The 24,714-nt window shown below is 66.9% G+C and carries 27 protein-coding genes and 1 tRNA gene; 17 read left to right on the top strand and 11 right to left on the bottom strand.

Translation table 11 applies throughout. The annotated features are described in order from the left end of the window. Positions 1 to 11 precede the first annotated feature (11 nt). Both ACSQ3M_RS25215 and ACSQ3M_RS25210 read left to right on the top strand, forming a co-directional pair. On the top strand, positions 12 to 1,235 hold the full coding sequence (locus ACSQ3M_RS25215; protein ID WP_436152822.1) for an FAD-dependent oxidoreductase: 1,224 nt from the start codon (positions 12 to 14) through the stop codon (positions 1,233 to 1,235). 72 nt (positions 1,236 to 1,307) lie between these two features. After that, on the top strand, positions 1,308 to 2,585 hold the full coding sequence (locus tag ACSQ3M_RS25210; protein ID WP_436152821.1) for an O-acetylhomoserine aminocarboxypropyltransferase: 1,278 nt from the start codon (positions 1,308 to 1,310) through the stop codon (positions 2,583 to 2,585). 123 nt (positions 2,586 to 2,708) lie between these two features. On the opposite strand, the gene ACSQ3M_RS25205 is transcribed toward ACSQ3M_RS25210, so the two are convergent. Next, positions 2,709 to 3,767 (bottom strand): COX15/CtaA family protein, encoded by a 1,059-nt coding sequence (locus ACSQ3M_RS25205; RefSeq protein ID WP_436152820.1) that lies wholly within the window; start codon positions 3,765 to 3,767, stop codon positions 2,709 to 2,711. A 128-nt stretch (positions 3,768 to 3,895) separates the two neighbouring features. On the opposite strand from ACSQ3M_RS25205, the gene ACSQ3M_RS25200 reads away from it, so the two are divergent. Together ACSQ3M_RS25200 and ACSQ3M_RS25195 are read left to right on the top strand one after the other, a co-directional pair. Further along, positions 3,896 to 4,105 (top strand): DUF2842 domain-containing protein, encoded by a 210-nt coding sequence (locus ACSQ3M_RS25200; RefSeq protein ID WP_436152819.1) that lies wholly within the window; start codon positions 3,896 to 3,898, stop codon positions 4,103 to 4,105. A gap of 246 nt (positions 4,106 to 4,351) precedes the next feature. Beyond that, entirely contained in the window at positions 4,352 to 5,362 is a 1,011-nt protein-coding gene (locus tag ACSQ3M_RS25195; RefSeq protein ID WP_436152818.1) for an amino acid ABC transporter substrate-binding protein, read from the top strand. Between the two features lie 197 nt (positions 5,363 to 5,559). Here ACSQ3M_RS25195 and ACSQ3M_RS25190 read toward each other — a convergent pair whose 3' ends face one another. After that, positions 5,560 to 6,612, bottom strand: a complete 1,053-nt coding sequence (locus tag ACSQ3M_RS25190) for a polysaccharide deacetylase family protein (RefSeq protein WP_436152817.1) — start codon at positions 6,610 to 6,612, stop codon at positions 5,560 to 5,562. 116 nt (positions 6,613 to 6,728) lie between these two features. Between ACSQ3M_RS25190 and ACSQ3M_RS25185 the strand changes: the two genes are divergently transcribed. Further along, positions 6,729 to 7,964, top strand: coding sequence for a GNAT family N-acetyltransferase (locus ACSQ3M_RS25185; RefSeq protein ID WP_436152816.1), 1,236 nt, complete (start codon positions 6,729 to 6,731; stop codon positions 7,962 to 7,964). A 69-nt stretch (positions 7,965 to 8,033) separates the two neighbouring features. Next, positions 8,034 to 8,405 carry a GFA family protein gene (locus ACSQ3M_RS25180; protein ID WP_436152815.1) on the top strand — a complete coding sequence of 124 codons (372 nt, stop codon included), beginning with the start codon at positions 8,034 to 8,036 and terminating at the stop codon, positions 8,403 to 8,405. Between the two features lie 6 nt (positions 8,406 to 8,411). Here the strand turns inward: ACSQ3M_RS25180 and ACSQ3M_RS25175 are convergent, their stop codons facing one another. Next, complete coding sequence (locus ACSQ3M_RS25175; protein ID WP_436152814.1) at positions 8,412 to 10,589, bottom strand: GumC family protein; 2,178 nt, start codon at positions 10,587 to 10,589, stop codon at positions 8,412 to 8,414. A gap of 185 nt (positions 10,590 to 10,774) precedes the next feature. Here ACSQ3M_RS25175 and ACSQ3M_RS25170 point away from each other — a divergent pair, with 185 nt between their 5' ends. The 6 genes from ACSQ3M_RS25170 (at position 10,775) to ACSQ3M_RS25145 (ending at position 15,763) form a co-directional block, all read left to right on the top strand. Beyond that, positions 10,775 to 11,332 (top strand): polysaccharide biosynthesis/export family protein, encoded by a 558-nt coding sequence (locus tag ACSQ3M_RS25170; RefSeq protein WP_436152813.1) that lies wholly within the window; start codon positions 10,775 to 10,777, stop codon positions 11,330 to 11,332. A gap of 24 nt (positions 11,333 to 11,356) precedes the next feature. Next, positions 11,357 to 12,520, top strand: a complete 1,164-nt coding sequence (locus ACSQ3M_RS25165; RefSeq protein WP_436152812.1) for a glycosyltransferase — start codon at positions 11,357 to 11,359, stop codon at positions 12,518 to 12,520. Positions 12,521 to 12,647: 127 nt separating this feature from the next. After that, on the top strand, positions 12,648 to 13,175 hold the full coding sequence (locus ACSQ3M_RS25160) for an RNA polymerase sigma factor (protein ID WP_436152811.1): 528 nt from the start codon (positions 12,648 to 12,650) through the stop codon (positions 13,173 to 13,175). Then, positions 13,159 to 13,923, top strand: coding sequence for an anti-sigma factor family protein (locus tag ACSQ3M_RS25155; RefSeq protein ID WP_436152810.1), 765 nt, complete (start codon positions 13,159 to 13,161; stop codon positions 13,921 to 13,923). The genes ACSQ3M_RS25160 and ACSQ3M_RS25155 overlap by 17 nt, the downstream gene beginning before the upstream one ends. Positions 13,924 to 14,024: 101 nt before the next feature. After that, positions 14,025 to 15,398, top strand: coding sequence for a sulfite oxidase (locus ACSQ3M_RS25150; RefSeq protein ID WP_436152809.1), 1,374 nt, complete (start codon positions 14,025 to 14,027; stop codon positions 15,396 to 15,398). A gap of 5 nt (positions 15,399 to 15,403) precedes the next feature. After that, a complete protein-coding gene (locus ACSQ3M_RS25145; RefSeq protein WP_436152808.1) occupies positions 15,404 to 15,763 on the top strand; it encodes a hypothetical protein in 360 nt (119 codons plus the stop codon). 175 nt (positions 15,764 to 15,938) lie between these two features. Here the strand turns inward: ACSQ3M_RS25145 and mdtI are convergent, their stop codons facing one another. Together mdtI and ACSQ3M_RS25135 are read right to left on the bottom strand one after the other, a co-directional pair. Next, positions 15,939 to 16,277 carry a multidrug/spermidine efflux SMR transporter subunit MdtI gene (gene mdtI / locus ACSQ3M_RS25140; RefSeq protein ID WP_436152807.1) on the bottom strand — a complete coding sequence of 113 codons (339 nt, stop codon included), beginning with the start codon at positions 16,275 to 16,277 and terminating at the stop codon, positions 15,939 to 15,941. Further along, positions 16,274 to 16,642, bottom strand: coding sequence for a DMT family transporter (locus tag ACSQ3M_RS25135; protein ID WP_436152806.1), 369 nt, complete (start codon positions 16,640 to 16,642; stop codon positions 16,274 to 16,276). Before ACSQ3M_RS25135 ends, mdtI begins: the two co-directional genes overlap by 4 nt. Before the next feature lie 515 nt (positions 16,643 to 17,157). Here ACSQ3M_RS25135 and ACSQ3M_RS25130 point away from each other — a divergent pair. Further along, a complete protein-coding gene (locus ACSQ3M_RS25130; protein WP_436152805.1) occupies positions 17,158 to 18,699 on the top strand; it encodes an undecaprenyl-phosphate glucose phosphotransferase in 1,542 nt (513 codons plus the stop codon). Next, a complete protein-coding gene (locus ACSQ3M_RS25125) occupies positions 18,696 to 19,949 on the top strand; it encodes an O-antigen ligase family protein (protein ID WP_436152804.1) in 1,254 nt (417 codons plus the stop codon). The genes ACSQ3M_RS25130 and ACSQ3M_RS25125 overlap by 4 nt, the downstream gene beginning before the upstream one ends. On the opposite strand, the gene ACSQ3M_RS25120 is transcribed toward ACSQ3M_RS25125, so the two are convergent. From ACSQ3M_RS25120 to ACSQ3M_RS25100, 5 genes are all read right to left on the bottom strand, one after another. Further along, the gene (locus tag ACSQ3M_RS25120; protein WP_436152803.1) at positions 19,922 to 20,734 is read right to left on the bottom strand and encodes a class I SAM-dependent methyltransferase; all 813 of its coding nucleotides are present in this window, start codon (positions 20,732 to 20,734) and stop codon (positions 19,922 to 19,924) included. The two genes, ACSQ3M_RS25125 and ACSQ3M_RS25120, sit on opposite strands and share 28 nt — an antisense overlap. Before the next feature lie 235 nt (positions 20,735 to 20,969). Further along, entirely contained in the window at positions 20,970 to 21,404 is a 435-nt protein-coding gene (locus ACSQ3M_RS25115; RefSeq protein WP_436152802.1) for a translation initiation factor 2, read from the bottom strand. A gap of 306 nt (positions 21,405 to 21,710) precedes the next feature. Continuing rightward, positions 21,711 to 21,788: transfer RNA gene (locus tag ACSQ3M_RS25110), tRNA-Pro, on the bottom strand. A 68-nt stretch (positions 21,789 to 21,856) separates the two neighbouring features. After that, positions 21,857 to 22,060, bottom strand: coding sequence for a hypothetical protein (locus ACSQ3M_RS25105; RefSeq protein ID WP_436152801.1), 204 nt, complete (start codon positions 22,058 to 22,060; stop codon positions 21,857 to 21,859). Positions 22,061 to 22,176: 116 nt separating this feature from the next. After that, complete coding sequence (locus tag ACSQ3M_RS25100; RefSeq protein WP_436152800.1) at positions 22,177 to 22,512, bottom strand: hypothetical protein; 336 nt, start codon at positions 22,510 to 22,512, stop codon at positions 22,177 to 22,179. 71 nt (positions 22,513 to 22,583) lie between these two features. Here ACSQ3M_RS25100 and ACSQ3M_RS25095 point away from each other — a divergent pair, with 71 nt between their 5' ends. The 3 genes from ACSQ3M_RS25095 to ACSQ3M_RS25085 all read left to right on the top strand — a co-directional run bounded on the left by ACSQ3M_RS25095 (position 22,584) and on the right by ACSQ3M_RS25085 (position 24,075). Then, positions 22,584 to 22,886, top strand: coding sequence for an SH3 domain-containing protein (locus tag ACSQ3M_RS25095; RefSeq protein WP_436152799.1), 303 nt, complete (start codon positions 22,584 to 22,586; stop codon positions 22,884 to 22,886). A gap of 99 nt (positions 22,887 to 22,985) precedes the next feature. Continuing rightward, entirely contained in the window at positions 22,986 to 23,819 is an 834-nt protein-coding gene (locus ACSQ3M_RS25090; protein ID WP_436152798.1) for a 3-keto-5-aminohexanoate cleavage protein, read from the top strand. A gap of 106 nt (positions 23,820 to 23,925) precedes the next feature. After that, complete coding sequence (locus ACSQ3M_RS25085; RefSeq protein WP_436152797.1) at positions 23,926 to 24,075, top strand: hypothetical protein; 150 nt, start codon at positions 23,926 to 23,928, stop codon at positions 24,073 to 24,075. Positions 24,076 to 24,081: 6 nt separating this feature from the next. Here ACSQ3M_RS25085 and ACSQ3M_RS25080 read toward each other — a convergent pair whose 3' ends face one another. Further along, complete coding sequence (locus ACSQ3M_RS25080; protein WP_436152796.1) at positions 24,082 to 24,711, bottom strand: alpha/beta hydrolase; 630 nt, start codon at positions 24,709 to 24,711, stop codon at positions 24,082 to 24,084. Between the last annotated feature and the right edge of the window lie 3 nt (positions 24,712 to 24,714).

Raw genomic sequence — 24,714 nt, 5'->3', positions numbered from 1 at the left:
GAGGCAAGGGCATGCGCCAGGAGAGCACGACCTGCTGCATCGCCGGCGGCGGCCCGGCCGGGATGATGCTCGGCTTCCTGCTGGCGCGCGCTGGTGTCAAGGTGATCGTGCTGGAGAAGCACGCCGATTTCCTGCGCGATTTCCGCGGCGACACCATCCACCCCTCGACCATGGAGGTGATGCACGAGCTCGGCCTGCTGGAAGAGTTCCTGAAACTGCCGCATGTCAGGGAAGACGACCTCGTCGCCCGCTTCGGCACTGAGGACATCACCGTTGCCGATTTCAGCCATCTGCCGGTCAAGGCGCCCTTCATCGCCTTCATGCCGCAATGGGATTTCCTCGATTTCCTCGCCGACCACGGCCGGACCTATCCGAGTTTCCGGCTGCTGATGCGGACCAGGGCAACCGGGCTGATCGAGGAGAACGGGCGCGTCGCGGGACTGAACGCTGACGGGCCGGACGGTCCGCTGGAGATCCGCGCCGACCTTGTCGTCGCGGCGGATGGGCGGCGGTCCGACGTCCGCGCCTCAGCGGGCTTTGCGGTCACCGAACTCGGCGCGCCGATGGATGTGCTCTGGTTCCGATTGAGCCGCCGGCCGGACGAGCCGGCCCAAGCCTTCGGCCAGGTCGCGGCCGGGCGCTTCTTCATCCGGCTCAACCGCGGCGACTACTGGCAGTGCGCCTTCATCATCCCGAAGGGCTCGCTCGACCAGCTGCGCGCAGCCGGGCTCGACGCCTTCAAGGCCGGGCTCGTCGCGCTCGCGCCAGAACTCGCCGACCGTAGCGGCGAGCTCGCCTCATGGGACGACATCAAGCTGCTTTCGGTCGCGGTCGACCGGCTGGTGCGCTGGTGGCGGCCGGGGCTGATCTGCATCGGCGATGCCGCCCATGCCATGTCGCCGATCGGCGGCGTCGGCATCAATCTGGCGATCCAGGACGCGGTCGCCGCCGCCAATCTGCTGGCCCGCCCGCTACGCGAACACGGGCTGACGGATAGCGATCTTGCTGCCGTGCAGAAGCGGCGGGAATGGCCGGCCAAGGTGACGCAAGCCGCCCAGATCACGATCCAGAACCGAGTCATCACACCGCTGCTCGCGGCGGACAAGCCGGTCGCGCCGCCCTGGCCACTCCGCCTGCTGCAACGCTTTCCGCTGTTGCGTCGGCTGCCGGCGCGGATGGTCGGGATGGGCGTGCGGCCAGAGCACATCGGGCCGGAGCTAAGGCCGCGGCGCTGATTTGACGCCTCGCGGACCGTTCGTTAAATCGAACGGGACCGTTTCACGATCAGAATTGTCAGGGAGCACGCCATGACCGACCGCGCACCGGGTTTCCACACGCTCGCCGTTCATGCCGGCGCCGCTCCCGACGCAGCCACCGGGGCGCGCGCCACGCCGATCTACCAGACGACCTCCTTCGTCTTCGACGATGTCGACCACGCCGCCTCGCTGTTCGGACTGCAGGCCTTCGGCAACATCTATACCCGCATCGGCAACCCGACGAATGCAGTGCTTGAGGAGCGCGTCGCGGCGCTCGAAGGCGGTACGGCCGCCCTCGCCGTGGCCTCAGGCCACGCCGCCGAGTTCCTCTGCTTCCATGCACTGATGCAGCCGGGCGACGAGTTCGTCGCGGCCAAGAAGCTCTATGGCGGCTCGATCAACCAGTTCAACCATTCCTACAAGAACTTCGGCTGGAACGTGATCTGGGCCGACAGCGACGATCTCGATGCCTTCGCCGCGGCGGTGACGCCGAAGACCAAGGCGATCTTCATCGAATCCATCGCCAATCCGGGCGGCGTCATCGTCGACATCGAGGGCATCTCGAAGATCGCCAAGAAGCACAATATCCCGCTGATCGTCGACAACACGATGGCGAGCCCCTATCTGATCCGCCCCTTCGAGTTTGGGGCCGACATCGTCGTGCATTCGGCGACCAAGTTCCTCGGCGGCCATGGCAATTCGATCGGCGGCATCATTGTCGACGGCGGCTCGTTCAACTGGGTCGGCGACGAGCGCTACCCGATGCTGTCCAAGCCGCGGCCGGAATATAACGGCATGGTGCTGGGCGAGACCTTCGGCAATTTCGCCTTCGCGATCGCCACCCGCGTGCTCGGCCTGCGTGACATGGGCCCGGCGCTCTCGCCGTTCAACGCCTTCATGATCCTGACCGGCATCGAGACGCTGCCGTTGCGCATGCAGCGCCATTGCGAGAACACGGTGAAGGTGGCGACCCATCTTGCCAAGCATCCGGCGATCGAGTGGGTGAACTATGCCGGCCTGCCGGACAACAAGTACCACGCGCTCGCCCAGCGCTATTGCCCCAAGGGCGCCGGCGCGGTCTTCACCTTCGGCCTCAAGGGCGGCTACGACGCCGGCGTCCAGCTGGTCACGAACCTCAAGCTGTTCTCGCACCTCGCCAATATCGGCGATACGCGCTCGCTGGTGATCCACCCGGCCTCGACCACGCACCGCCAGCTCTCGGATGCGCAGAAGACGGCATCGGGCGCCGGCCCCGAGGTGGTGCGCCTCTCGATCGGCATCGAGGATCCCGAGGACCTGATCGCGGATCTGGATCAGGCCCTGGCCTGAGCGGGCCGGACCGTCATTCTCGGGCGAAGCGAAGCGCAGACCCGAGAATCCCGTGACGCGAAGGCGCCGACCGGAACCTCATCCGGCCTGAGATGCTCGGGTCAAGCCCGAGCATGACGCGCTTCAGCTCGTCGCCTGCTGCGTGCGCGTCAGATGCACGACGCCCATCGCCAATACGGTGAAGCCGAGCGCCTGATGGGCGAGGCCGGCCCAGAGTGGCACGACCAGCAGCAGCGTCACGATGCCGAGCGCAGATTGCGCCAGCACGAGCCCGGCGATGACCGTCGCGCGCTTGGCGGCGCCTGAGCCCGGCGCAGCGCGGCGTAAGGCCAGCACGTGCCAGAGCGCGAAGGCGAGCAGGGCATAGGCGCCGAGACGGTGGTTGAACTGCACCAGCGCGACATTGTCGACGAAGTTCTCCCAGACCGGCGTGCCGGCGAACAGCGTCGCGGGCGGCGGCATCAGCGCCCCATCCATCAGCGGCCAGGTATTGAAGGTGAAGCCGGCCTTGGAGCCGGCGACGAGACCACCGAGCGCGATCTGGACGAACAGCAACAGCAGGAGGAACCAGGCGGCCGCCCTGCCCCAGGCCGGCTCGACCCGGCGCAAAGGCGTCAGCCAGGTGGCGAAGGCGACGACACTCGCGAAGAAGAAGCCGGCGAAGGTCAGGTGCAGCGTCAGCTTCACCGGCGCGACCGCGACCATGCCGGGCTCCAGCCCCGAGGCGACCATGATCCAGCCGATCGTGCCCTGCAGGCCGAGCAGCAGGCCCATGCCGAACAGGATCGCCGTTTCGCGCCAGGGCATCGACCGTCGCGCCAGCACGACGAGAAAGCCGGCGAGGTAGAGCAGCCCAATGAAGCGGCCGAGCTGGCGATGGCCCCATTCCCACCAGTAAATAAACTTGAAGTCGGCGAGCTCCATGCCTGCGTTCAGGAGCTGGTATTGCGGGCTCAAGCGATACTTCTCGAATTCGAGCGCCCAGGCGGCATCATTGAGCGGCGGGATCGCGCCGGTGACGGGACGCCATTCGGTGATCGAGAGGCCGGAGCCGGTCAATCGTGTCGCGCCGCCGACCACGACCATGACGAAGACGAGGAAGGCGACGGCCCAGAGCCAGCGGCGGATGCCGGCATGGTTCGCAGCGGCCGAAACGGCAGGCTGATCGAGCGCGATCGTCACGGCGGCGGGACCTCGGGTCGCAGGGAGCAGGCTTGAATATGCTTCACAAGCACGGCGGCAGGTGACAGATAGTCCGCCGTCGAAGCCCGAACAACGCCCGCAATGCCGCAGCCCGGACCAGAATCGCCATGAGGCAGACCCATCGCAAGCTCGTCGGCACGGTCGTGATGATCGTCTTCGTCTGCGTCTACGCGCTCGTCGCCATGGCGCTGGCGCAGGGCCGGATCACCGAATCCTCGAAGCTCGTGCAGACCATCGCCTATATCGTGCTCGGGCTCGTCTGGGTGCTGCCGCTTTTGCCGCTGATCAAGTGGATGGAGCGCAAGGACGAGGCCTGACCGCGCCTTCCGCCCTCCGGCGCGGCTGCGCCACATCCCAGCCAAGTCCGTGTCACTGCAACCGACTCGAGCGCTCCCAAGGGCGCTTTGTCGTTTCCTGCGTTTTTGAACCTCCGATCTTAAAAAACGTGCAGCCGGGCTAGCCATTCAGAGCGCTTCTCTCGCCGCAACCGCAATAACGTTTCGCCGCGATCGAAAGTGTCGCCCGGCATGACGCATGTCGCGGATGAGATGGAGGCTCGGGTCATGAAGACGTTGTTGCAGCTGGCTTCTCTGGCCCTGGTCCTTGGCGGAGGGCTCGCAGAGGCCGGCACGCTGGAAACCGTGAGACAGCGCGGCGTCCTGAAATGCAGCTCGACCATGGGCACGCCGGGCTTCTCCCTGGCCGACGCGACCGGACGCCATCGCGGCCTCGACGTCGATGTCTGCCGCGCGGTGGCCGCGGCCGTGTTCGGCGATCCCGAAAAGATCATGATCGTGCCGCTCCCGGCTGCGGCTCGCTTCACGGCGCTTCAGTCCGGCGAGGTCGACATCCTCTTCAACACGACGACCTGGACGATGGGGCGCGAGACCACGAACGGCATCCTGTTCGCCGCGGTGACCTATTACGATGGCCAGGGGATCATGGTGCGCTCGGGCGAGGTCAAATCCGGCAAGGAACTGAACGGCGCGACGCTCTGCACCAACCAGGGCTCGACCACCGAGCTCAACCTGACTGACTTCTTCCGCACCAACAATCTGAAGAACGAGATCGTGGCGTTCGCCTCGCAGGAGGAGGCGCTGCAGGGCTACCAATCCGGCCGCTGCGACGCCTTCAGCTCCGACCGCTCGGTCCTCTACGCCTTTCGCTCGAAGCTGACCGAGCCCCAAAAGCACGTCGTGCTGCCCGACACGTTGTCCAAGGAGCCGCTCGGCGCCGCCGTCCGGCAGGGCGACGATACCTGGTACAACGTCGTCAGATGGTCGGCCTATGCGATGCATGCGGCAGAGGAATTCGGGCTGACGTCGAGCACGGTCGAGCAGGTCGCGGCGTCGACGAAGGACCCCAACATCCTGCGCCTGCTCGGCCGCGAGGGCGCAATCGGCGAATCACTCGGACTATCGCGCGACTGGGCGCTGAACATCGTCCGGAAGGTCGGCGCCTATGGCGAGGTCTTCGACCGCAACATCGGCAAGGACAGCCCCCTGAAGATCGAGCGCGGGTTGAATGCCTCCTGGAAGCAAGGCGGCCTGCACTACGCCCCGCCGATCCGCTGATTGCGTCGGGACGGTTTTGAGGACGGGTCCACCCGGCTCGACCCCGTGTCCCTTCTCCCGGATGGGAGAAGGTGGCGCGGAGCGCCGGATGAGGGCCTGCCCTATCCACAGAAGGCGCAGCGGCCACCACCCGCTCTAACAATCAGCGGCGGTCCCTCACCCCTACCCCTCTCCCATCCGGGAGAGGGGATCCCGCGCTAACCGACGCTTACTTTTCGTCCCCGATTCCACAACAGGAACGGCAGCCCCGACAGCAGCGCCTTGAGTGCCGCCTCGCTCTGGTGCAGGCCGTTGAGCGAGACGCGCGGCAGTGCGTGCAGATGCTGCGCGTGCTCGGCGAAGAGGTGCCCCGGCCTTGTCGTCACGGCGCTGGCGAACCCGGCTTCCTTCGCCAGTGCGAATTCGCGCGGGCCGGCGGAGGTAAGGTCGCCGACCGGATAGGCGAAGTGGTGGATGGGCCTGTCGAGCGCCTCCTCCAGCCACGCCTTGCTCTCGACGATCTCACGGCGCGCGACCTCCTCAGGATGCTTGGCCAGCACCGGATGGCTCAGCGTATGGGCGCCGATGGTGACGCCCGGCGCGCCCGCGAGCGAGCGCAGCGTCTCGGTCGGCAGGCATTCGCGCTCGACCAGCGCGGCAGGGTCGATACCGGCCTGCGCTGCGAGTCCGGAAATCGTCGAGAGCAGAATCGCTTCCGGCCCCTTGCGCAGACGCCAGTAGAGCTGATCGAACGCCCTTTGCTTTTCGGCCTCGGTTCCGGCCAAAGCGTCGAAGCGGCCGTCCGGCAATTCGACCGATACCCGCGGCAACGCCCGGGTCGCCTCCTCCAGCTCCAGCCACCAGAGCCGGGCCGTGCGCTCGGCGAAGCCGCGAACGACATAGAGCGTCCAGGGCGCCCCGTGCTTCGCCAGTACCGGCCAGGCGTGGTCGAGATTGTCGCGATAGCCGTCGTCGAAAGTGAGCGCGACGAAGAAACGGCCGGGCTTGGGATCGGCCAGCCGCACCAGTGCCTCGTCGAGCGAGACGATGTCATAGACCTCGGCCCGGATCAGGGTCAGCGCCCGGTCAAGGAAACCAGGCGTGACCTCGAGCAGCCCGTTGGGCTGGAAGCCGCCGGCCGCCGCCGGGCGGACATGGTGCAGCGTCAGGATGGCGCCCTTGCCCTGGGCGATCCCCCTGCCCCAGCGGTCGGCGCCGGTCGCCGCGATCATCCGGAACGCGGCGGAAAAAGCCTTGTGGCGCAGGCTCATGCCCGGCGTCTCCGAGACATCGATTCAACCCTTCGCTAACGCTGTTCGGCGATGGCGTCATGCAACGCCAGCGATCATGGCAGGTCCGTTCACAATGCCGGGTTAAGGATCCCGGCATGTCCGCCGTCGCCGATAGCGCGCCCAGCCTGCCCGTCCTTCCTGCCTTGCGGCGGGACGCAGAAGCGCGCCTCTGGCACCGGCTCAGCGCCAGCAGCGATATCGCCGCGCAGGAAGCGGATTGGCGCGTACTCGAAGCGAGCAGCCTGGTGACGCCCTACCAGGCCTATGACTGGGTCCGGCCTTTCGTCGACACGATCGGGCGCGCCGAAGGCATGGAGTTTCGTTTCGTCCGGGTCGAGGCTGGCCATGGCGAACTGCTCGCACTGTTTCCGCTGGTGATCACCCGACGCCTGGGCACGCGCTTCGCCGAGTTCATCGGTGGCAAGCACGCCAACTATCACATGGCGCTGTACCGGCGCGATTTCGCCGAAGCGCTCGATCCGGCGGCGACGCAACTGCTACTTCACGAGATTGGCGCGACTCTCGGCGAGATCGACGCGCTGTTCCTGATCAACCAGCCGATCGCCTGGCAGGGCATCGCCAATCCGCCGGCAAGGCTCGCCGCGGGGCAGAGCCCCAGCCGCGCCTATAAGCTCGCGCTCGAACCGGGCGATTGCGAGGGCACGCTCAGGCGCTCGATGAGCAAGCATGCCCGCAAGAAGCTGACGACGAAGCGCAACCGTTTCGCCGAATTCGGCCCGTCCGAACTGGTCAGGGCCCATGGCGACGCGGAGATCGAGCGCGTGCTCGACGCTTTCCTGGCGCAGAAGGCCGCCCGCTTCGCCCAGATGGGCGTGCCCGACCCGTTCGCAGCGCCGGCGATCCGCGCCTTCCTGCGTCAGGGTGCGACCCAGCAGTCCGACCGGTCGCCGGTGATCGAACTCTATTCGCTCGACCTCGCGGGTCGTTCGGTCGCGACCTATGTCGGTGCCGTCCAGGGCGCGCGCTTTTCCGGCATGGCGACCTCCTTCGATCTCGCCTCGGAAACGGCACGCACCAGCCCCGGAGAGCTCCTGCTGGTCGAGCTGATCAAGCGCAAATGCCAGGCCGGCCTCACCATGTTCGACCTCGGCATCGGTGAAGCCCGCTACAAGACGACGATCTGCGATGACAGCGACGATCTGGTCGACACCTTCTTCCCTCTGACGGCCAAGGGCCGTGCTTATGCCCGCTACAGCCGGGTCAAGCGCGCGCTGAAGCGGCGGATCAAGGCCTCGCCCATCGCCCTCAAGGCAGCACAGCGCGTCCTCGGCTGGCTGAGGCGCCGCAAACCAGCCGACGCAGACGAATAGCCCGCTCCTGCCATATGCTGACAAGGGCCTGGGATTGATCTGCCCGCATATTCCTTCTGGAGCGGCGACATGACGATCATCAGCGGTGGCTGCCATTGCGGCGCGACGAAGTTCGAGGTTCTGGAGCCGGTCACCGAGGTGGTCGCCTGCACCTGCTCGATCTGCTCCAAGCGCGGCGCGCTATGGAGCTATCACAAGCCCGCCCAGTTCCGGCTGCTGACGCCGCGCGAGAGCCTTTCGACCTATCGCTGGCAGAGCAAGATGGTGGCGCATCATTTCTGCGGCGAGTGTGGTTGCACCACCTTCACCGAATCGCCCGACTGGTCGAATGGCGAGCCCGATTTCGACAATCCGAAGATCGCGGTGAACGCGCGCGTGCTCGACGATTTCGACCTCGGTGCCGTTCCGGTTACCGTGATCGACGGCAAGAACCTCTGGTAACCGACCTCAGGCCGGCACCGGGTCCTTCTCCTGCACGGTCAGCTCGACCCGCTCCGGCGCATCTATCATGACGAGCGCGATCGGAGCGCCGGTCAGGTCGGTGAGGCGATAGGCGGCTTCGACCGCGTGGCCGTTGCCGGCATGGCCGGCCATGACCAGCGCGCCCTGGGCTCGCGCCAGCAGCGGCGTCAGCACCTCGGCTTCGTCGGTCGAGGCCGTCGCGACCAGCACCCAGTCATAAGTCTCGCAGAGCGCGTCGAGCGCGACATCGACGATGTCGGGCGCCGCCAGCACCGCGGCGCGCCCGGCCCGGCCCGGCGCGATCTCGTGCAGGCGCGAATCCTCTTCGCGGGTGATGATGTCGGAGAACATCGCCTCGCCGGCGAGCAGCTCGGAGAAGCCGGCGCGGTCGCGGCCGTCGCTGGCGAGATCGACCAGGATGCAGCGGCTGCGCTCGGAGAGGAGCAGTGCCAGGGCGCGCGGCGAGGCTTCGCCCGGCTCCGCGCCATCGAGCACCAGGACGAGCGGCGCGTGGCCCTCGCTCGCCTTGTTGATGCAGGCGGCGAGTTCGGCCGCGCCGGCATCGGGATCAGTGAGGTCGAGATGGAGTTGGCCGATACGCCCGCCATGGGTCAGAAGGCCGGCAATGCGCTCGCGGCGACGCGGCGGCGGGGCTGCCACCTCGTCCTCCCCGTCCTCATCCCCCGATTTGCCGACGGCCGGTTCGACACGGCCCGGCGCCTTGCGCCGCGGCGCGTCTTCGGCCGGCTGCGGCGAGCCGCCATTCAGGAGCTCACGCGAGACCACCGCCGCCAGCGCCACCAGGAAGGTCGCCAGCGTCGCGACGAGCATCGTCGGCAGCTTCTTCGGGAAGGACGGCTCGGTCGGCTCGATGGCGCGCGAGATGACGCGCGCATCGGCCGGCGTCGCGTTCTGGCTGTCGCGGGCGAGCGCCTCGCGATAGCGCAGCATGTACTGCTCGAGCTGGTCCCGCTGGGTCCGCGCCTCGCGTTCGAGCGCGCGCAGCTGGACCTCGTCGTCATTGGCGCCCGAGGCGGTCTTCTTCTGGCCTTCGAGTGCGGCGGTGACGCTCTCGACGCGCTGGCCGGCGATCTTGGCCTCGTTCTCCAGCGTGCGTACGGCGCGCTCGGCGGCGGCGCGGATCTGACCTTCGAGGTCGGCGAGCTGGGCGTTCAGTTCCTTGATGCGCGGATGCTCGGACAGGAGGTTGCGCGATTCGAGCGCGAGCTGGGCCCGCAGGTTGACGCGCTGCTCGATCAGGCGGCGGACGAGCTCGTTATTGGCGACATCCGGAATCTCGAAGGTGCGCCCGCTCTTGATCGCGTCGCGGATGATCCCGGCCTTGGCCTGCGACTCGGCCTGCTGGTTGCGCGCATTGGAGAGCTGCGTCGACAGGTCGGCAAGCTGCTGGGCCGTGATCGTGGTGTTGTTGGTGCCGACGAGCAGGCCGTGGCGGGAGCGGAACACCTCGACCTTGGCTTCCGATTCCGCCAGCCGCTTGCGCAGCGGCTCGATCGTGGTCGAGAGCCAGGACGAAGCGCTGCGCGCCGTATCCTGCTTGGCCGCCTCCTGCATCTCCAGATAGACGGCGGCGATCTCGTTGGCTGCCTTGGCCGCAAGCGCCGGATCCTGCGAGGTGAACTCGATCGAGACGATGCGCGAGCGCCCGACAGGGAAAACCAGGAGCCGGTCGTAATATTTCTCCAGCACCCGCTCCTCCGGCGACCGATCGGCCGGATGGGCGCCGATGCCAAGCAGGACACCGACCTTTTTCAGCGCGCCGAGCGCGCCGGCACCTGAGTCGAACTCCGAATTACCGACTAGGCCGATCCGCTTGATCGCCTCGCGCGCCAGATCGCGCGACATGATGACCTGAACCTGACTCTGCACGCCCTCGGCGTCGAATTGCTGGCCGGAGGTCTCCGACGCCGCCTGCCCCGGCCGTGTGTAGAAGCTGTCACGATTTTCGAGCAGCAGCCGCGCTTCGCCGGTGTAACGCGGCGTGACGGCGTTGACCGCGATGAAGGACAGCCCGAGCGCTGCCAGCGTCGGCCCGATGATCCAGAGCTTGCGCGCCTTGATCGCGGCCCAGAGGGCCGGCAAGTCGAGCAGATCGGAGCGGCTCTCGCCGGCGGCCGCGACGGTATCGTAGCGAGCGGTCATGAGGCTTCCATTCACGCAGAACTCTCGCATCTCGCGAGAGACGCAGCGTCATGTGAGCCCATTAAGGTTAGTGGTGGGTTAAGAGCCACAACCTTTAATATCCCTCGAAGGGCCAGCCCGATCAGGTTTTGTTAACCATGACGACCTATCCCTAGGGACATGTCTCGATGGGTCCGCCGGTGATGATGAGTAGACATCCCGTATGTCTGGCGCTTGCCGCTGTGCTGGCCATGGCCGGCTGCGCGCCTCGCATGGTCGCGCCGGAATTCGCTGTCGAGACGGCCGCTCCCTATCAGCTCGCCAGCGGTGATCGGTTGCGCGTCATCATCTTCGGCCAGGACAATCTCTCCAACGTCTACGCCGTCGACGGCTCTGGCCGGATCTCGATGCCGCTGATCGGCGCGGTCGAGGTTCAGGGCCGTACAACGCAGCAGCTCGAGCGGGCGATCGAGGCGAAGCTGCGCGGTGGTTATCTGCGCGAGCCCAAGGTCTCGGTTGAGGTCGACGCCTATCGCCCGTTCTTCGTGCTCGGCGAAGTCACCAACTCCGGCCAGTTCCCCTTCGTCAACGGCATGACGGTGCAGACGGCCGTGGCGATCGCCGGCGGCTTCACGCCGCGCGGTCAGCGCAACTATGCCGAGGTCACCCGGCTGATGGACGGCCAGCTCGTCACCGGCACGGTGCCTGTCACCTATCCGGTCAGGCCCGGCGACACGATCGTGATCAAGGAACGCTGGTTCTGACCACGGCCCGGAGCTTTTAAGACCATGTCCGCCGCGGCCGGCTCCGCCCCCCTGACGATCCTGCACGTCTTCCGTGCGCCGCTCGGCGGGCTCTTCCGGCATGTGCTCGACCTCGCGCGCGGCCAGATCGCGCGTGGCCACGCCGTCGGCATCTTCTGCGATTCGACCACGGGCGGGGCGCGCGCCGACCAGGTATTCGCCGAGCTTGGGCCGCAGCTCTCGCTTGGCGTCACGCGTGTGCCGATGTCGCGCTATCCGAGCCTGACCGACATGCGCGCGCAAGTCTCGGCCGCATCGACACGCAAGCGGATCGCGCCACAAATCGTGCATGCGCACGGCTCGAAGGGCGGCGTCTATGCCCGCCTGCCCGCGCTGGTCTCACCCGGGCGGCGCTATATCACCGCCTACACGCCGCATGGCGGCAGCTTCAACTACAAGCCGGGCGGCACCGAACACCGGATCTACATGGCGATCGAGCGCCTGCTCGAGCCGGCGACGGACATGTTCCTGTTCGAGAGTGCCTTCATCGCCGGGCGCTTCGAGGCTTGTACCGGGCACAAACCACGCACCGACCACAGGATCGTACTGAACGGGATTTCCGAGGCAGAGTTCGAGCCGATAGACCACGCCGAGGCCACGTTCGATCTCGTCTATCTCGGCGAATTGCGCTCGGCCAAGGGTGTCGACACGCTGATCGAAGCGCTGGCGCTGCTGAAGCACCGCGACGGGCTGGCGCCGCGAATCCTGATCGTCGGCTCCGGCCCGGACGAGGCCTTGCTGCGGCAGATGACGGTCGACCAGGGCGTCGCCGCGCAATGCGTGTTCGAGCCACCGGGCCCGATCCGCACCGCGCTCGCCAAGGCCCATGTGATGGTGATCCCATCGCGGGCGGAATCGCTGCCTTACGTCATCCTGGAGGCGGCAGCGGCGGCGCAGCCGCTGATCGCGACCGATGTCGGCGGCATCAAGGAGATCTACGGCCCCGGCCATGCCGGCCGGCTGATCCCCCCGAACGAGCCGATCGTCCTGGCCGACGCGATCCGGAAAACGCTGGCGACGCCCGCAGCTGAGAGACTGGCGCAAGCGGCCGATCTCGCCGAGCATGTGAAGGCCAATTTCCGGCTCGACGCCATGGTCGACGGCGTTCTCGACGCCTATCGGGCGGCGCTCACCAGGCGCATTGGCTGAAGGCGGACAGGCGACCAACCTCCTCCGGTTCCGCTTTCGCGAATCCTCACCTATGCTCTCCGGCGTCGCGGGCACCCGGCGTTGGCCCTCTCCGCTCGCGACATGAACCGGTTCGGATGGCGCGAGCATGTGGCGCGACGAACGCAAGGCGACGGCGCGCAATGCGCGGCTCGAACGCGAATGGACGCGGCTTTACCGCTATGCCTGCGCGCTGACGCGCGACCGGGAGCGCGCGGGCGACGCCGCGCAGGAGGCAGCCTTGCGGGTGCTGACGGCCAGGAGCGAACCGGCGGACGATCCCGCCTATCGCCGCTGGCTCTACAGCATCCTGCGCAACCTGCTGATCGACCAGAGCCGGCGACAGCAGCGCGAGCAGGGAACCCCGGCGCCGGAGCCGGCCGACTGGCATTTTGACGAACGTGCACTCAGCGCGATCACGGTGCGGCAGGCGCTGGAACAGCTGCCCGTGGCGATGAAGGAGGTGGTGGTCTTGGTCGACCTCGACGGCTTCAGCTATGCGGAAGCGGCGGCGCTGATCGGCGTGCCGGTCGGCACGGTGATGAGCCGACTGTCGCGGGCCCGCGCCATGCTTCTGACGATCATAGGGGGAGCGAATATCCGCGTGCTCCCGGTTCGCCATGCCGTATCGAGCTGATCCGCACGCTCCCGACGATTGGGAGACACTCAATGCCTTCGCCGATGGCGAGCTGGCGCCGGCGGATCAACGCGCCGTCGCGGAGCGACTGGCCGGCTCGCCGGAGGCGGCTGAGAGACTGCGTGGCATCATCAGACTGAAGCAGGAGCTGCGTGCGCTGCCGGCGGACGAGGCGCCGTTCCTGCCTGCGCTCTCCGCACCACCACGCTCGCGCTGGCGACAGGTTGCAGCGATCGCGGCCGCCCTTGTCATCGCCACCGCTGTTGCGCTGGCGCCGATGCTTTTGTGGCGCGACACCTCCGGGAGCTTCCTCGCGGCGTCCCTGGCGGCGCATGAGCAATTCGCGAGCTCAGCACGATCTCAGCCCATGGCAACGGTCGCGCCAGCGGCAGCCCTTCCCGTCACGAGCGAGTTCGCCCGTCTCGGCCTCGAGCCGATCTGGCAGGCGACCTCAGCAACGGGACAAATCCGGATCGGCTTCGTCGGCGCGCGTGGTTGCCGGCTCAGCCTGCATGTCAGCCCACAGGCGGAGCCGGCGCTTGCACCCGATCAAGCCGTCGCGACGCTGACGGGCTGGAACGCCGGCGGGCGCGGCTACCTCCTGATCGCGACCGGGATGCCGCCGGCACGTTTCGAGATGATCGCCGGTTTCATCAAGGCCCTGACGAGCGAGCCGGCGGACAGGGTCGAGCCGCTGCGCACCGCGCTGCAGAACGATTGGCGCAGTGCGCAACCCTGCCTCGCCTGAATCGCGCCGAGATTCTTTTTCGACCAGATGGAATGATCCGGCTCGCTCGCGCGTCTTGTTCCTGAACCCGGCGCTAGGACGACGCCGCGAAGGAGGACACCATGGCGAAGCAGGAACGCTCAGTCAGCGAACTCTATGGCGACGATCCGGAGCGCGGCGACGCACTGGCTTTCGGACGCCGGACCGGTTCCTCACGCCGCGGCTTCCTCGGTGGCGCCGGGCTCGTGACGATGGGCGCCGCAGTCGGCGGCACGATCCCGTTCTCGGAGCATATGCCGGCCGGGCTGATCCCGGCCGCCCTGGCGCAAGGCGCACCGCCCGCCTCCCCCGCCCCGTCCTCGGCACCCGCGGCAGCCGCTGCGCCGAAGGGGCCGCAATTGCTCGACTTCCCCGGCAAGGCCAAGGGCCTCGTCCTGCTCGGCGACCGGCCGCTCGTCGCCGAGACGCCCGAGCACCTGCTCGACGACGACACCACGCCGTTCGAGAAGTTCTTCGTGCGCAACAACGGCCTGACGCCCGACGACTTCAAGGAGGGCGACGCCTGGGAGTTTTCGATCGACGGCGAGGTCAACACGCCGCTGAAGCTCAAACTCGGCGAGCTCAAGCAGAAGTTCACGCACAAGACCTTCCGCATGGTGCTGGAATGCGGCGGCAATGGCCGCTCCTTCTTCCAGCCGCAGGCGCGGGGCAACCAGTGGACCAATGGCGGCGCCGGTTGCGCCGAATGGACCGGCGTGCCGCTCGCCGATGTGCTGCAGAGCGCCGGCATCAAGTCGAGCGCGGTCCACACCGGCAATTACGGCGCCGACCAGCATCTCTCCGGTGATGCGAGCAAGGACGCGATCTCGCGCGGCGTGCCGATCGCAGCGGCGCTGGAGCCGCATGCGCTGCTGGTCTGGGCGATGAACGGCCAGCCGCTCCCGGCCATCCATGGCGGGCCGCTGCGGGTGATAATCCCTGGCTTCCCGGCTTCGGTCTCGCATAAATGGCTGAAGCGGATCGCCATCCGCGACAAGGAGCATGACGGCCAGGGCATGGGCGGCACCTCCTATTCGGTGGCGATCAAGCCGATGATCCCCGGCGGCAAGACCGACGATTCCAATATGCGCACCATGACCGACATGCCGGTGCGCGGCATCATCACCAATCCGGCGAACGGCACCCGCCTGGCGGCCGGCACCCGCAAGCTCGCATTGCGCGGCGCGGCCTGGGACGGACATGAGGGCGTCTCGCGCGTCGACGTCTCGATCGATTTCGGCGCGACCTGGAAGCAGGCCAAGGCGGCCGAGCCACGCAACCGCTATGACTGGCGGCGCTGGACAGCCGAGGTCGAATTGCCATCCGACGGCTATTACGAGCTCTGGGTCCGCGCGACCGACAGCAAGGGCCGTGGGCAACCGCATGTCGCCGGCGGCTGGAACCCGCAGGGCTACGGCGCCAACCCGATGCACCGGGTCGCGGTGCTGGTCGGGTGAGCGCCATGATCGGACGCATCCGCCGCGCCGGGCTCGTGCTCGGCGCGGGGCTTCTCTTCGCCGCGTCGGCGGCGCTGGCGCAGGTCCCAGCCCCCTCGGAGGAAACGCCGGAGATGTTCCCGGCAGGGCCGAACCGCGACGAGGCCTTCTATGCCTGCATCGCCTGCCACAACTTCAAGCTGGTCGCGGCGCAAGGGCTGAGCCGCGAGAAATGGGGCGAGACGCTCGACTGGATGGTCACAAAGCACAACATGCCGGCCCTCGCCACGGACGAGCGCGGCAAGGTGCTGGACTATCTCGCCGAGGTCTTTCCGCCGAAGGCTCCGGCCCAGCAGGGCGGGTGGAAGAACCCGTTCCTGAACTGAGTGGTTTCGGCTCACTCCCCGTCATTCCGGGGCAGGCCGAAGGCCTGAGCCCGGAACCCAGAACCGATGCCGTATCCGAAGCAGTCCGTCGGCTGTCGCACCTCCACGATGGCTGACAGCGGTTCTGGATTCCGGGCTCGGCGCTTCGCGCCGCCCCGGAAAGACGGCGCACTATTCAGAACAGCTTGAGCGCGACCACGCCGGCGACGACCAGCGCGATGCCGAGCCAGCCGGCCGGGCGGATGCGCTGGCCGAAGGCAAGCGAGCCGACCACGGCCGTCAGCACCAGGCCGACACCGCCCCAGACGGCGTAGGCGACCGAGAGATCCATGCCGCGGATCGCCTGCGCCAGGGCGGCGAAGGCGCCGACGACGCAGAGCACGCCGAGGGCGCCGACGAGCCGGCGCTTCAGCCCGTCGGAGAGCTTGAGCAGGCTGGTGCCGATCACCTCAAGGGCGACGGCGAGCGCCAACCAGGCCAGCGCGAAGGCCTGCGCGGAAGCAGCGAAGGTCACACCAGCCTCCGCTCATCCTTCTCGCGGGCGGCATGGTCGACATCCTGGCCGACGCCGCGTTCCAGCAGCACGATGCCGCCGATGATCAGGGCGAGCGCCAGGATGCGCGAGACCGTGAGGTGCTCGGCGAAGAAGGCATGGCCGATCAGGGCGATACCGACAATGCCGAGGCCTTCCCAGACCGCGTAGGCGACAGCCAAGGGGATGACGCGGAGCGCGATGCTGAGCAGGGCGAAAGACAGTCCGATCAGCACGAGCGGCAGGACCGCGACGAAGACCGGCGCCGCGACGAAGGCCTTGAGCGCCGACGTCGCGAGCAACTCGACGGCGATGGCCGCGAGCAGGATCAACCAATGAAAAGACATAAGTCACACAAGGGCGCTGGCCCGGGGCGCAGGCGACGCGGGTGCGGCGTCTGCGGGGTGCGCATCGTTAGCGTTTAAGAGACGATGTTCGAGATGAAGGGAGCGCTCAGGCTTTCGCCGAAGGCCAGCACACCACCATGCCCAAATGTTACGGAAATACCCGTGGGCAAAGTCGATAAAATATGTGCTTCTCAGACACTCATCGAGGCCTTAAGTGCCTGAATCTATGCTTTTTGTCAACTCGACCATAACTTTTGCGGTACTTTTCGGTCTATTTTCGACTGGTGAAACCACCAGCTAATACCTTGAAGGCCCGAGCGAAAATCAACCTTTCCATACGTCCGGAAAAAGATGCTCCGCCGCCGCCGTTTTGGGGCGTTCCCGATGGCATAAAATCGCTTCAAATCCCGATCGCTTCCGCAGAGTCCGATTAAGTCTTCCGAGAGCAATTTGCGCTAGGTCACGAGGGCTTTCAGCGCGGCTGTGTCAGTCGCCGCGCGCGAGGACTGGACCACATGGGCGCTTTCGACGTTCGCGACCTGATCAAGGCGGATTCGGCCGGCACAGCGCCGACCAGCGGAGAGGCTGCCAGCACGCGGGCCTTCCATCCGCTGGCCGAGCGCATCGCCGCCATGCCGGTCAAGCAGACGCTGTCGCCGGTGCTGATCGAGGGGTTGGTGCGCCTCGCCGATGTGCTGGTGATCCTCAGCGTCGGCGGGCTGATCTTCGCCTTCTATGTCGCCGGCGCAGTCGATTACACCCTGCCCTATCACGTTACCGTGCCGCTGCTGGCGGTCGGTGCACTCGCTGCATTCCAGGCGCTGCACCTCTACCATGTCGGCGCGCTGCGCAATTTCATCACCATGGCGGTGCGGATCATCGCCGGCTGGACCGTGTTGTTCCTGCTGGCGCTCGCCGGCTTCTTCTTTCTCAAGGTCGGCGACCAGGTCTCGCGCGTCTGGCTTGCCAGCTTCTATGCGGTCGGCCTTGCGCTTCTGCTGGTCGAACGACTGGCCGCCTCCCTCATCGTGCTGCGCCTCACCCGGATGGGCCGCCTCGAGCGGCGCACCGCGGTCGTCGGCGGTGGACCGGCCGGCGAGGAACTGATCAAGGCGCTGGAAGCGCAACGCGACACCGGCCTGCGCATCTGCGGCGTGTTCGACGACCGCAATGACGACCGCTCGCCCGATCTCGTCGCCGGCTATCCCAAGCTCGGCACGATCGACGATCTCGTCGAATTCGCGCGCCGCACCAAGCTCGACCTCGTGATCTTCACGCTGCCGATCTCGGCCGAGGCGCGCCTGCTCACCATGCTGCGCAAGCTCTGGGTGCTGCCGATCGATATCCGGCTCTCGGCCCATATGTCGAAACTCAGATTCCGGCCGCGCTCCTATTCCTATATCGGCGCGGTCCCGGTGCTCGACGTGTTCGACCGGCCGATCGCCGACTGGGACATCGTCGTCAAATGGCTGTTCGACAAGATCGTCGGCACGCTGGCGCTGATCGCGCTCTCGCCGCTGATGCTGGCAACCGCCATCGCGGTCAAGCTCGACTCCAAGGGACCGGTCCTGTTCCGCCAGAAGCGCTACGGCTTCAACAACGAGATGATCTCGGTGCTGAAGTTCCGCTCGCTCTATCACGAGATGAGCGACCATGCCGCCGCCAAGCAGGTGACCAAGAACGATCCGCGCGTCACCCGCGTCGGCCGTTTCATCCGCAAGACCTCGATCGACGAGCTGCCGCAGCTCCTCAATGTCGTGTTCAAGGGCAATCTCTCGCTGGTCGGCCCGCGCCCGCATGCGATCCACGCCACCGCCTCGAACCGCGCCTATGAGCAGGTCGTCGATGGCTATTTCGCCCGCCACAAGGTCAAACCCGGCATCACCGGCTGGGCCCAGGTCCATGGCTGGCGCGGCGAGACCGACACGGAGGACAAGATCCAGCGCCGCGTCGAGCATGATCTCTATTACATCGAGAACTGGTCGGTGCTGCTCGACCTCTACATCCTGATCAAGACGCCGTTCTCGCTGATGACCAAGAACGAGAACGCCTATTGAGCACGCTGGCGCAACGGCAGGATGGCGACGCCCGCCGCAGGCGGCTGACCATCTCCCATGCCGCGATCAAGCGCGGCGCGCTGTGGCTGCTGATGGCGGTGAGCTGGATCGCCCTGATCGAGCCCTCGCCCTATGAATTCGTCTTCCTGATCGCGCTGCTCGTCTTCGCGCTCACCGGCATCCGCTTCTCGCAGAAGCTGCTGCCGATGGCCCTCCTGCTGCTGCTCTACAATATCGGCGGCGTGATCGCCCTGATCCCGTGGATGGACGAGCCGGCCTCGGTCCGCTTCACCGCCGTCTCGGTCTACCTGATGCTGACGGCGATCTTCTTTGCCGCGATCATGGCGGAGGACACGCTCGCAAGGCTCAACACCCTGAACAGCGGCTATCTGTTCGCCGCCTGGTGCGCCGGCCTGGCCGGTATCGTCGGCTATTTCGACATTGCCGGGCTGGGCAGCGTCTTCACGCTGAGCGGCCGCGCTTCGGGCACCTTCAAGGACCCGAACGTGCTCGGCCCCTTCTTGGTGCTGCCGCTGATCTATCTGCTGCACGCCGTGCTCATCGGCCGCATAGGGCTGGTGAAGGGTTTCCTGCTGATGAGCATACCGCTGCTGGCCGTCTTCCTGTCATTCTCGCGCGGCGCCTGGGGCAACATCGTCGCTGCGACCTTGCTGATGGTGGGGCTGACCTTCCTGACCTCGACCAGCGCCTCGCAGCGCGCCCGCATCGTCTTCCTGACCTTGATGATGCTGGTGCTGGTGGTGGTGGCGATGCTGATCGCGCTCTCCTTCGAGAACATCCGCAGCGTCTTCGAGATCCGCGCCAGCCTGGACCAGGACTACGACCAGGGCGTCACCGGCCGCTTCGGCAACCAGCTGCGCTCGATCCCGATGCTGCTGGATCTGCCCAACGGCTTCGGGCCGCTGCGCTTCCGTTTCACCTTCCCGGAAGACCCGCACAACGTCTACGTCAACGCCTTCGCATCCTATGGCTGGATCGGCGGCTTCGCCTTCCTGGCGCTGACGGCGGCGACCTGCATCGCCGGCTGGCGCGTCGTGTTCCGCCGCACGCCCTGGCAGGGCCACGCGATCGTGCTGTGGTCGGTGCTGTTCGTCACGATCCTGCAGGGCCTGCAGATCGACACCGATCACTGGCGGCACTTCTATCTGCTGCTCGGCCTGATCTGGGGGCTGGCGGCACTGCCGACGCCAGCCTCAAACGCTCAGCGCTCCTTGCGCACAACCACGTAAGCGTAGGTCGTCACGAAGCGCCAATCGGTCCTGGCCGCGAGCCGGTTGAAGGCGGCATCCAAGCCGCGCAGGCCCGGCATCCGATCAAAATAGCCATGGCCCCAGAAGGGCTGGATATGGATGTCGCTGAAGCCGGCCCGGCGCAGCATCGGTCCGAGCGTGGCGTTGCTGCCGCGGCACCAGTCGTAGAAGGCCGGGAACTTCGGATCGCCACCGCCCTCGCGCCGTGCCGGGAAGAGCGCGTGCACGATGGCGCGCGAGGCCTTTTCCGGCAGGATATGGTTGAGCGCGAAGACCGGCGCCCACAGGGTCGGGACGAAAGCCAGCCCAATGCCGCCGGGCGCCAGCAAGGCGTGGATGTTGCTCCAGGCGCGCTCGACGTCATGGACGTGCTCGAAGACCATGCGCGAGACCATCATGTCATAGCCGCCGCGGGCGATGTCGGGCTCGGAGAGGTCCCCGGCGATGTCGAAGCGGGCGGTGCGCAGCCCCTCTGGCGTCAGGGCGAGCTCGCCGGCGTCGATGTCGTTGACGACGAGGTTGAGCCCATAGCGGCCCGCCTCCTCCGCGCTGAACAGCGGATCGCGGCCGCCACCGATCTCGCAGAGCCGCTTCAGGTTGAACTGGTGCATCAGCGCCAGGATCGTCGCCTCGTAATGGTCCCAGGCCCAGCTCGAATGCCAATCGGGCTGGAGTCCGGCGAAGAAGCTCTCGAGCGAGCCCCTCCCCGTCGCGACGGCGGCCTGCGGCCGCAGCGGCCGACGATCGGTCAACGCCATCGACATGACGATATGTCCCGTTTCCTGCTGTGAGGCGCCGACCCTGCGCCTGCGGCGGAGGCCGCGCAATCGAAGCCCTAAGAAACGGTTAACGCGCGATCGGCGGCATCGCCTCGAAACGAGACGGCGCTCTCTATCCTGCATGCGCTGCGCGGCGCCGGTTGAGCGAGCCCGCGGGATGATGACCGACGGCCTGAAGACAATGCGCCGGCGGCCTCCCGCCGGCGAGGCCCTGCCCGATTCAGGACGTCGTGGCGCGCCCTCTGCGGCCACGCTGAACCGGCGTCGCACGAGGTCTTGCGATCGGCTCCATCCTGGCGAAGACCGGATTCGGATTATGGTCGAGTGCGGCTCCAGTGGCCACATCGACGCCCATGCCGATCACGCCACCAATCAGGACATTGCCGGCAAAACCGGCTGCGCCACCGCCGCTGACATCCGTCCTCACATGGACCTGCTGGTCCTTGTGGCCCTCCAGCGAGAAGGTCGCGACGAACTCCTGTCGGCGCGAGATCGGCAATGTGCACGGCGTTGCCGGACAGGTCAGCCCGGTCGAGGTTCGCATCTCCGCTCCGGGCGGATCGGAGTTGAATGTGACGTCATTGTTCATGCCACGCGTAACCGTGCCGCACGCGCCCAGCCCGAGCGCGACGGCGCAAGCCATCAGCTTCTTCATGTGATTGCCGCCCCATATTCCCCATACCGGGAGTTGCATAGGCGGCTGCATTCGTCGACCGGTCGCGCAACTTTTCCACAGCAGCCGCGCGTTCCGCAGAAGCCTCAGCGGCACTCGGTCAGTTCGCCGTTGCTCACTTTGTGCGTATGGCACGTCGCGGGACGCGCTTCCTCGCGGGCGCAGGCAGAAACCACCAGAGCAAGGAACAACGAAGCGACGATGAGACTGCAAGGCCGATTGGGCATGCGAGTATCCGTCGGAATTTTGTGGTGAGTTTCAGCGCCGGCCTGAAACTAAAGAAAAAAATGGTCGGAGCGAGAGGATTCGAACCTCCGACCCCTTGTCCCCCAGACAAGTGCGCTAACCGGGCTGCGCTACGCTCCGACGCGACGGCTTATAGAGGGCCGGCCGCCGCGATGCAACGCGTCAATCGCCGGGTGGCGCTACTGGATTCACAGCTGTCGATCATCATGCGATGGCGGCGCGACCTCGGCCGGCGTGATGCCCCGTCGGCCCGAGCGGCGGACCAGCGTCCGGACGAGGCCGGCAAGCACGATCACCAGCGGCAGGGCCAGCGCCGCATTGTTCTCGAAGGCGAGCCAGAGTGAGGCCGCGAGCGTCGCGACGATCCCCAGGATCAGGAGGATGTTGGTCATGCCTGCCTCCGTCCGGCTACGGAGCGCCTGGCGGCGAGGCAAAGCCCCGCGCCACGGCCAATCCACAGTTCAGCCGGCCAACCATATCCGGACTTTCCGGGCGAAACCTGGAACCGTCAAGCGAAGGTCGATGCCAGACCCCGGCCTTGGCGCTGAGGTTGCTTGACGGTGGCGCGCGAGCTGCTCCGCACATGGCGCTCGCTGCTTGGACGAGCCGGATGCAAGTCTGCGCCGGCAGCCAACGCGGGCGAGGGCTCCACCGTTGCCGCTGTCAGACCGAGGGGGTCGACGAGGTGCGCGAGGGTCCGCGCGCCGATACGCGCCTGCGCGCTGGCATAGTCGGCAGCCTGATCGCGCACCCTGTCGGCGATGGCCTCGAAAAGCTGGAACATCATGGCATTGTTCTCCGTGCCGCATCGCGGCGTCGCGAAGACAACGCGCGAGAACGACATCGGTGCCGCCGGAGGGCGACGGCCGAAGCGTTTCACGGCATGGTAGGGGCCCGAAGCCAAGGACCGGTGCCATGACCCGCCCTGCCCTGCTCGCTCTGCTCGGCCTTCTTGTCCATGGCGGCGACGCCAGGGCCTCGCTGTTCTGCGTCGTTCCCGAAACGGCCGACGGCTTCGTTGCGCTTCGCGCCGCCCCCAGCGCGCAGGGTCGGCTGATCCTGCGCATGAGGGCTGGCGACGAGGTCCAGATCGTCGAAGGCGGACGCGGCGGCTGGAGCAAAGTCAGGCACTGGCCCGGCGATGCCAGGCTGGCGAACGGCTATACCGGCTTCACCGAGGGCCATGCCGCACGGCGCTTCCTCAGAGATTGCGGCTGAGCGCCGACAGAGCCAATTCCGGCCCATGAAACGCCGCCGTCGACTTTGCCGACACGAACAGAATCGTCTTCATTGAAGCGGAGCTGGAGGCCGCCGCATATGACCACGCCCTGCATCATCACGGTCGCGATCACCGGCTCGCTGCCGGGTAAGCGCGACAATCCGGCGGTGCCGATCACGATTCCCGAACAGGTCGAGTCGACCCAGGAAGCCTTCGAGGCCGGGGCGAGCCTGGCGCATTGCCATGTCCGCAGCGACGAGGGCACGCCGAGCTCCGATCCCGAGCGCTTCGGACGGCTGCTCGAAGGCCTGCGCAAGCATTGCCCCGGCATGATCGTGCAGTTCTCGACCGGCGGGCGCTCCGGCGCAGGCCGCGAGCGCGGCGGCATGATTCCGCTGAAGCCCGACATGGCCTCGCTCTCGACCGGATCCTGCAATTTCCCGACCCGGGTCTACGAGAACAGCCCGGAACTGGTCGACTGGCTCGCAGCCGAGATGAAGGCCCATGGCGTCAAGCCGGAGATCGAGGCCTTCGACCTGTCGATGATTTTCAAGGCGGTCGAGATGGGCGTGGCGGGCGCGATCGAGGGCCCGCTGCACGTCCAGTTCGTCATGGGCGTGAAGAACGCCATGCCGGTCGACCGTGCCGTGTTCGAGTTCTACATCGCGACGCTGAAGCGCCTCGCCCCCGACGCGACCTGGACCGGGGCCGGCATCGGCCGCGACCAGATCACGCTGAACCGCTGGTCGCTCGAGCTCGGTGGCCATTGCCGCACCGGGCTGGAGGACAATGTCCGGCTCGACCGCGATCGGCTGGCACCGTCGAACGCAGCGCTGGTCGAGCGCATCGTCGCCCTCTGCCCCGAATATGGTCGCCGGCCGGCTACGGTGGCGGAGGCGCGCAGCCTGCTGAAACTGCCGCCGGCTGCATGAACAAAGGCCTGCAACGGCAAGGTTTCATTAACGTATTCTGTTCAAATGCGGTTCACAGGGTGAACGTTATCTTCATGATGCTGCCCCGATCACTGGAGGCCTCGTCATGACCCTGGACTGGCGCAACAGCCTGATGCTCGGCTTCATCGCAGCCGTATTCGTCGTCTGCCTGTTCGGCCCCTATATGATCTCGGTGATGCTCGGCGGGCTCGGCCTGACGTGCTATCTTACGAAGCACATCAGGCCTGGAGCATAACCCGCGTCAGGCCGCGAGCGCCTGACGTCCCGCCAACCAATCCCGCACCAGCCCCAGATCCGCCTGCGACAAGCCATGACCGGTCGGCAGGCTGCGATGGAACACCGCAGCCCCTGCCCCACTGAGCGTCGCCGCCAGCCGCGCCGCGTTCTCCTCCGGAATGATCGGATCGAAGCTGCCGGAGACGATCAGCACCGGCTTAGCCGTCAGCTCCGCTGCGGGCGGCTTGAGGAAGGGCGACATCGCCCGCAGCAGCACCGCTCCCGAGAGCACCTCGGGCCTGAGCAACAGCATCGCTGCGGCGATGTTGGCGCCGTTCGAGAAGCCGAGCGCGATCGGCGCCGGCAGCCCGTACTCCGCCCTCGCCCGCTCGACGAAATCGGCGAGCTCATGCGTGCGCCGGCGCAGATCGTCCTCGTCGAAGACGCCTTCGGCCAGGCGGCGAAAGAAGCGCGGCATGCCGGCTTCCAGGGTGCGCCCGCGTGGCGAGAGCAGCGCTGCGCCCGGCGCGACGGTGCGCCCGAGCGGCAGCAGATCATTCTCGTCGCCACCGGTGCCATGCAGCAGCAGGAGCGGCGCCTGGCCGGGCGCGGTCGCCGGCTCGAAGCGATGGATGAAGGTTTCGGGCGCGCTCATGAC

This window comes from Allobosea sp. LjRoot90 (assembly GCF_964254315.1).
In the GTDB taxonomy this organism is placed as follows: Bacteria; Pseudomonadota; Alphaproteobacteria; order Rhizobiales; family Beijerinckiaceae; genus Allobosea.
Note: the sequence above shows the minus strand (reverse complement) of the source record. Positions and strands in the feature narration are given on the sequence as shown.